The following is a 6,890-nucleotide window of genomic DNA, read 5'->3' as shown; positions in this document are numbered from 1 at the left end:
AGTGTCTACAGAACTCTGGCCGGTCCATTGCCGCGTCAACAAATAAGTCTTCTTGGCCGCAGCTAAGCGGCAACTCCGTCTGCCTGCAATGCCCGATACACGCTGCTACGACTGATGGAGAAGCGTTCGGCCAGTTGTTCAACGCTGAACCCATCCTCGGCCCGCATCTTACGGATACGCATCTCTTGGGCCTCAGTCAGTGCCTTCTTACGGCCGAACTTGATGCCCTTCTGTTGGGCAAGGGCAATGCCGTCACGCTGGCGCTCTGCTCGGATGTCCGCCTCGAACTCCGCGAATGCGCCTAGCAGATTGAACATGAGCTTTCCCTCCGACGTGGAGGTGTCCAGCCCTTGGTCCAGTACACGAAGGCTGACGCCCTTCTTGTTGAGCAGGTCAGCAATCTTCGCCAAGTCCAAGACGCTTCTGGCGACACGGTCGAGGCGACTCACCACAAGCACGTCCCCCTCCCTGACGTAGCCCAACGCCGACTGCAGCTCGGGACGGGTCTCGGCTTGCCTACCCGACCGCTTCTCCTTGTAGACGCGCGTACAGCCCGCCTTGGCAAGCTTCTCAAGCTGCACATCAAGGGACTGGCCTACTGACGAAACCCGGGCGTACCCAATGACTTCCATGGCGCGCTGTCCCACAAAGCCTAAGAGTTTGTGATACTACCATTTTGGAACGACTTTTGAAACACCCTTGGAGCAGTTCCAGTAGGTATACATTTTCGGAATCCCATCACGTTGCCAAAGTGGCCAGCACTTGCGAGTTCGAGTCCCCCAAAACCTTTCCCTTCGTGAAGTCTTGAACTTCTGCGCTCGCTTCTGGGCGCTGGACGATGCTGAGGAAATCGTCTTCGACTTTGGACGCATGGGACGGGTGGAGCCTTTCACCATGACGCTCCTTGCCTCTGAGCTGAAGAGGTTTAGGGCATCTCGACCTCAGACCCGGTTCCGGTCGGAGAATCACCGGGAGAATACGTATCCCGCCCACATGGGCTTCTTCCAAGCCTTCGGGCTGGACCACGGGAATCGCCCGGGGGAGGCCCCGGGGAATGCGAACTACCTCCCCTTGACACACCTCAACGTCGAGGCCATTCGTGGTCAGGCCGCTGAAGCCTACGAGCACGTTGGCGAGGCCCTTGACCGGGAGTCCGGAAGGCTTGCGCGTGTACTCACACGGGAGGAGGACGGGGCACTCGTGGACACCCTTACCTACTCGATGCGGGAAATCCTTCGGAACGTTGTTGAACACTCCGATTCCGAGCAACTGGCCTACTGTGCCCAGTATTGGCCAACCCGCCATCGGGTGGAAATCGCTGTATTGGACACAGGGATTGGCGTCAGGGCATCGCTATCGGCGAACCCTCACCTCCCGATAGAGTCCGACCGCGCCGCTGTCCAGCTCGCTCTAATGCCCAGCATCTCCGGGAAAATGTACCGGGGCGTCAGGCGCAGAGCCAACGACCACTGGCAGAACTCCGGCTACGGGCTATACATGACCAGCCGGCTATGCCGCAACGGCGGGGACTTCTTCATCGCCAGTGGCACCTCAGGCATCTTGCTCGAACAGAGGGGCAAGTCTGACTACCCCTGCAATGTTCCGGGCACAGCCCTCCGGCTAGTTCTAGACACTCGCCGAATCGGGGACCTGCACGAAAGGCTGGATAGGTTCCGGACTGAGGGGTACGCGATTGCACAACGCAACGCGGGTCCCGACGCTCTCAGCCCATCATCGGCTTCCACCATGCTGGCGCGTGACTTCGCCCCGGAGACGCCTGACGCGGGCTAGCCACAGCAGGCACGAATGACCATCATGAGCGAAAGCGGGCTAACGACCCCGGGGGAAGCCGCAAGAGTTGAATCTCCTTCAATCATGAGACTGACTCTCATGGCCATAGGAGGGGTTCGACCATCGGTGCCCCGGAGCCGGTTTGAGCCGAGTCTGCAATCCCAGAACGGCAGCGTGCGAAGGCTGCCAACACAGCACTAAAGGAGTTTGCGTGTCCCGAATTTCCGACCTTATCGCCCAAGCCAAGGCAAAGGAACCTGTACTGGGGGCCGATTTGGAACGCGAGTTCAAGGCACTTTCCTCCCGGCTGCCCTTTGGCTTGAACTTCGAGCGCCACAGCCCGGAAGCTGTCGAGCTACCTCAGCGACCTGTTCGCAAAGGCGACAAGGTCCGCATCCTTCCGCCACGAGGGTCTACTAAGAAGGGCGACCAGCGTCTGTGGCAAGTCACGTCCATCGACCGCACGAAGAAGGCGGCCGAACTCGCCCTGCTGAGCAGCGGAGGGAGCGAGAAGCGGAGCGCAATGCTGGACGACCTTGTGGTGGTCGCCGAGTTCCGCGACACCATTTACCCGGGGCTGGTGAGCACTGGCAAGGTTCAGCGCGGTGGGGACAAGTCCCACCACACGGTCATCAATGGAGAGAACTATCACGTTCTCAAGGCGCTGACCTACACCCACCGAGGGAAGGTGGACGCCATCTACATCGACCCGCCTTACAATACAGGCGCAAGAGACTGGAAGTACAACAACGACTACGTTGAGAGCGACGACCTCTATCGGCACAGCAAGTGGCTGGCGATGATGGAACGTCGCATCTTGGTCGCCAAAGAACTACTAAACCCTGACGACAGTGTTCTGATTGTCGCAATCGACGAGAACGAGGTGCACCGCTTAGGACTCCTACTGGAACAGCTACTTCCAGAGGCACGAATTCAGGTGGTAACGGTCGTCATTAATCCCAGTGGTGCTTCTGGTGACGGCTTCTCGCGTGTCGAGGAATACCTATTGTTCGCCAGACTCGGGGAATCCACGCCAGAGCGGGTGGAAGACAACCTGCTGACTGACATGGACGCGAAAGACGGTAGAGTGAAAGGAGGACTGAGTTGGGAGTCCTTTCTCCGCAGCGGGGTTGGGAACACGCGCTCCGCTCGCCCAAACCTCTGCTATCCCATCCTCATTGACGATGCGCGTCAGGCAATAGTTGGTGCTGGGGAACCACTCGTTGGCCCCGACGACTCTAGGGCTACCGAAATCGACGGATATCCTGTCGCGTGGCCAGTCCGCAATGACGGGACTCTGGGCATGTGGCGTCGCGACCGTGACGGACTCATGGCGCTGGTGGAGAAGGGTTACGCCTTCATCTCCGGGCGCGACCTCGAACGCAATACTTGGAGCCTCAAATACCTTCTGTCGGGAACTATCTCTGCCATCGAGTCCGGAAAACTCGAAGTCGAGCGCACCGGAGACAAGGGGCAGGTTCAAGCTGTCGAGGAAGCTCGGAAACTACGCGTTGGGAAAACCGTATGGAATAGGCAGAGTCACAATGCTGGCAAGCACGGCTCTGACCTATTGCGGACACTCTTGCCCAATCGGCAATTTCCGTTCCCGAAATCTCTCTACGCAGTTGAAGATGCGCTTCGATTTTTCGTAAAGAGCAAGCCTAACGCTATTGTGTTGGATTTCTTCAGCGGCTCCGGAACAACCGCTCATGCTGTAATGCGACTGAATCGCCAAGATGGCGGTCGACGTCAATGCATTTCGGTTACCAATAACGAGGTGGGCGCTGAAGAGCAGAAGTCTCTCCGGGCGAGGGGCTTGCGTCCCGGCGACCAAGACTGGGAAATGCTTGGAATCTGTGACCACATCACCAAGCCTCGCATTCGCGCGGCCATTGAAGGCAGGACGCCGAACGGCGACCCAATTAAGGGCGAGTACAAGTTCACCGACGCCTTCCCGATTTCGGAAGGATTCGAGGAGAACGCGGAGTTCTTTACGCTCTCATACGAAACCCCAGTCTCAGTCAGCTACAACATGGCCTTCACCCGCATCGCTCCGCTGCTCTGGTTGCGCGCTGGCGCAGAAGGCAAGCGCATCGACAAACTCCCCACTTCTGGCTGGGATGTGGCCGACACTTACGGCCTCCTCGTCGATATCGATGCAGCTACTCAATTTGTTAAGGCCGTAAAGAAGAACACTGGCGTTCGGCTGGCCTATATCGTGACGGACGACGACCGACGCTTCCAAGCAATCGCTAGCCGGATGCCAGAAGCCGTCGAGCCAGTACGCCTGTACGAGTCTTACCTGACCAATTTCAGCTTTGCTAACGGGGACTGATGGATGAAGTTCACCCTCAAGGATTACCAGCGCGAGGCCGTTCAAGGCGCACTGGACAACCTAAATTTGGCTCGTGACTTCTGGCGCTCAAAGGCTAAGGCAACCTCATTCGCGCTGTCTGCTGTCACGGGCGCAGGCAAGACGGTCATGGCGGCAGCAGCCTTCGAAGCGCTTTTCCATGGGGACGACGAGTTGAACTTTGACGCGGACCCCGGGGCGGTGGTCATCTGGTTCAGCGACGACCCTTCATTGAACGAGCAGACCCGCTTCCGCCTGATGGAAGCGAGCGACCGCATCAACCACACATCCCTCGTGGTGGTTGAGAACACGTTTAGCCGTCCGAAGTTCGAAGCCGGAAAAATCTACTTCCTGAACACGCAGAAGCTCGGCAAGAACTCACTGCTGGTACGTGGACATGACCAAGCCGAACTAGAGGCCAGCGCTGGCGACCTGCTCCCCGAGACCCGCCCCGACCTCCGGGCGTACACCATCTGGGACACCATCCAGAACACCATCGAAGACCCCGACCTGACCTTGTATCTGGTGTTGGACGAGGCCCATCGCGGTATGGGCAAGCCATCTGCTGCCAGTCAGTCCGCCAAGAGCACGATTGTTCAGCGTCTCATCAACGGCGCTGGCAGCGTCAAAGGCATTCCCGTCGTCTGGGGTATCTCGGCTACCGTAGATAGGTTCAATAAGGCGATGGAAGGAGCCGTTGCGCGCATCAAGCTGCCGGATGTGCTCGTCGATGCGGCGAAGGTGCAGGACTCCGGTCTCATCAAGGACACCATCCTCCTCGACTTCCCTGATGAGACTGGCGACTTCGACACGGTTCTTGTGCGCCGGGCAACGGACAAGCTCAAGGAGTCCAGCGAGGCTTGGGCGGACTATGCGAAGCGTCAAGACGACCCAAACGCCGTCATCCCACTGATGGTGCTGCAGGTTCCGAACACTCCGAATCCGGACGAGATTGGTCGGGTGCTGGACACCATCATTGAGCGTTATCCCGAACTTCCATCCGGAAGCTTCGCGCACGTGTTAGGCGAACACACCACCCAACGTTACGGCAACCGCGACGTTCCCTATATCGAACCCCAGCGTGTGCAGGACGCTCACTGGGTACGTGTACTCATCGCCAAGGACGCCATCAGCACTGGCTGGGACTGCCCTCGCGCCGAAGTCATGGTTTCCTTCCGCGCTGCCAGTGACCGGACGCACATCACCCAGCTTTTGGGGCGCATGGTTCGGTCACCCCTTGCTCGCCGCATCCCGGGCGATGACCGCCTCAATACGGTGGACTGCCTGCTCCCCAAATTTGACCGGAAGACCGTGGAGGGCGTGGTCAAGGCTCTCACCGATGGCGAGGATGGCAACCAAGCCACGCCGGGGCGCGTCCTCATCAAGCCTGTCGAAGTGAACCCAAACCCGGATGTACCGCAAGGCATCTGGGACTTGTTCACCTCACTTCCTTCGCAGACCCGCCCACAGAAGGGGGCCAAGCCGGCGAAACGCCTGACTGCTCTCGCACATGAGCTTGCGTCCGACGACATCCTCCCGGACGCCGGCAAGAAGGCTCATGCCGAGATGCACAATGCGCTCGATGCCTTCCATTCGGAGCACGGGGATAAGGTGACCCAGAAGCGGAAGGCTGCCCTGACTGTGGATGGCAAGACGATTGTTGCCGACCTGCACGGGAAGTCGAAGAGCCTCGAAGAATTCTACGAGGACGCTGACATGGCGGTAATAGATGACGCCTACCGTCGTGCATCCCGAATCTTCACTCCCGACATTTCGCGCACGTATGCCGACTACGTTGCTCGGAAGACTGTGACGCCTGAGGAAGACCCCGAAGAGTTCCTCGAAGCCATTGTTGATGCGCGCGTGACCATTGCGGGCCTTGGACTCGTCTCGGAGATTCAGGACTACTTCGACCGCGATGCGGACAAGCTGTCCAAGGCGTGGCTCAGCACGTATGGGGCCCAGATTAAGGCGCTGAGCGATGACCGAAGGGAGTCTTACCGCCAGATTGTCGAGATGAGTTCTGACCCGCAGGACGTGGAGCTGGTAAAGCCTGAAGCCAAGTTTGAGCCGACGAAAGCGCTTGAGAATGGCAACGAGACCGACCTCCCAACGTGGAAGAACCACTTGCTGTGCGACAAGGAACGGCAGTACCCGGCTGAATTGAACGGCTGGGAACGCAAGGTCCTAGAGACCGAGTCGAAACGCGATGGCTTCAAGTTCTGGTACCGCAACCCTCAGCAGCCGGGGCAGTCTTCGCTAGGCATTGCCTACATCGAAGCAGACCAGCATAAAGTCGTGAGACCAGACTTCCTCTTCTTCGCCGAGCACGCAGGGAAACTGGTGGCTGACCTCGTTGACCCTCACGGGCTTCAGTACGCCGACGCATTACCCAAGCTTCAGGGACTCGCCACGTATGCCGAGAACCATTCGACAGCCTACCGTCGCGTCGAGTCGGTGGCCGAGGCCAACGGTGTGCTTCGAGTCCTCAATTTGAAGCATCCCGACGTTCGAGACGCCATTCGTAACGCATCTGATGCCGCATCAATCTTTCGTGGGAACTTGGCCTCGGACTATGAATGACTCGACATCACAATTCATATGATTTAGGCAATATTGATGAAGAATTGTGTTGTGATGAAAATGCGTCATAAGCACGCTATCCAATGATAAATCAGGGGAGAGCTGACTCCCCTAAGCTATCCGATAGCGATGTACCCCGAGGCAAATGCCTCTATACGAAGTG

At 58.3% G+C, this 6,890-nt stretch carries 4 protein-coding genes; 3 read left to right on the top strand and 1 reads right to left on the bottom strand.

Features of this window, described 5'->3' with window-relative positions:
* Nucleotides 1–62: 62 nt before the first annotated feature.
* On the bottom strand, nt 63–632 hold the full coding sequence (locus tag IQ458_RS17640) for a recombinase family protein (RefSeq protein WP_203323635.1): 570 nt from the start codon (nt 630–632) through the stop codon (nt 63–65).
* A 262-nt stretch (nt 633–894) separates the two neighbouring features.
* On the opposite strand from IQ458_RS17640, the gene IQ458_RS17635 reads away from it, so the two are divergent.
* From IQ458_RS17635 to IQ458_RS17625, 3 genes are all read left to right on the top strand, one after another.
* Complete coding sequence (locus tag IQ458_RS17635; RefSeq protein WP_203323634.1) at nt 895–1,791, top strand: hypothetical protein; 897 nt, start codon at nt 895–897, stop codon at nt 1,789–1,791.
* Nucleotides 1,792–2,002: 211 nt separating this feature from the next.
* Entirely contained in the window at nt 2,003–4,126 is a 2,124-nt protein-coding gene (locus IQ458_RS17630) for a site-specific DNA-methyltransferase (RefSeq protein WP_328805222.1), read from the top strand.
* Nucleotides 4,127–4,129: 3 nt separating this feature from the next.
* Entirely contained in the window at nt 4,130–6,727 is a 2,598-nt protein-coding gene (locus IQ458_RS17625; protein WP_203323632.1) for a DEAD/DEAH box helicase, read from the top strand.
* The last annotated feature ends 163 nt before the right edge of the window (nt 6,728–6,890 follow it).

It is taken from the genome of Pseudoxanthomonas beigongshangi (assembly GCF_016820515.1).
Classification (GTDB): Bacteria; Pseudomonadota; Gammaproteobacteria; order Xanthomonadales; family Xanthomonadaceae; genus Pseudoxanthomonas_A; species Pseudoxanthomonas_A beigongshangi.
This window is presented reverse-complemented; position numbering and strand designations above follow the sequence as displayed.

Coding starts and splice junctions, on each gene's coding strand:
- IQ458_RS17635 (WP_203323634.1), top strand. CDS start 895: ATGACGCTCCTTGCCTCTGAGCTGAAGAGGTTTAGGGCATCTCGACCT.
- IQ458_RS17625 (WP_203323632.1), top strand. CDS start 4,130: ATGAAGTTCACCCTCAAGGATTACCAGCGCGAGGCCGTTCAAGGCGCA.
- IQ458_RS17640 (WP_203323635.1), bottom strand. CDS start 632: ATGGAAGTCATTGGGTACGCCCGGGTTTCGTCAGTAGGCCAGTCCCTT.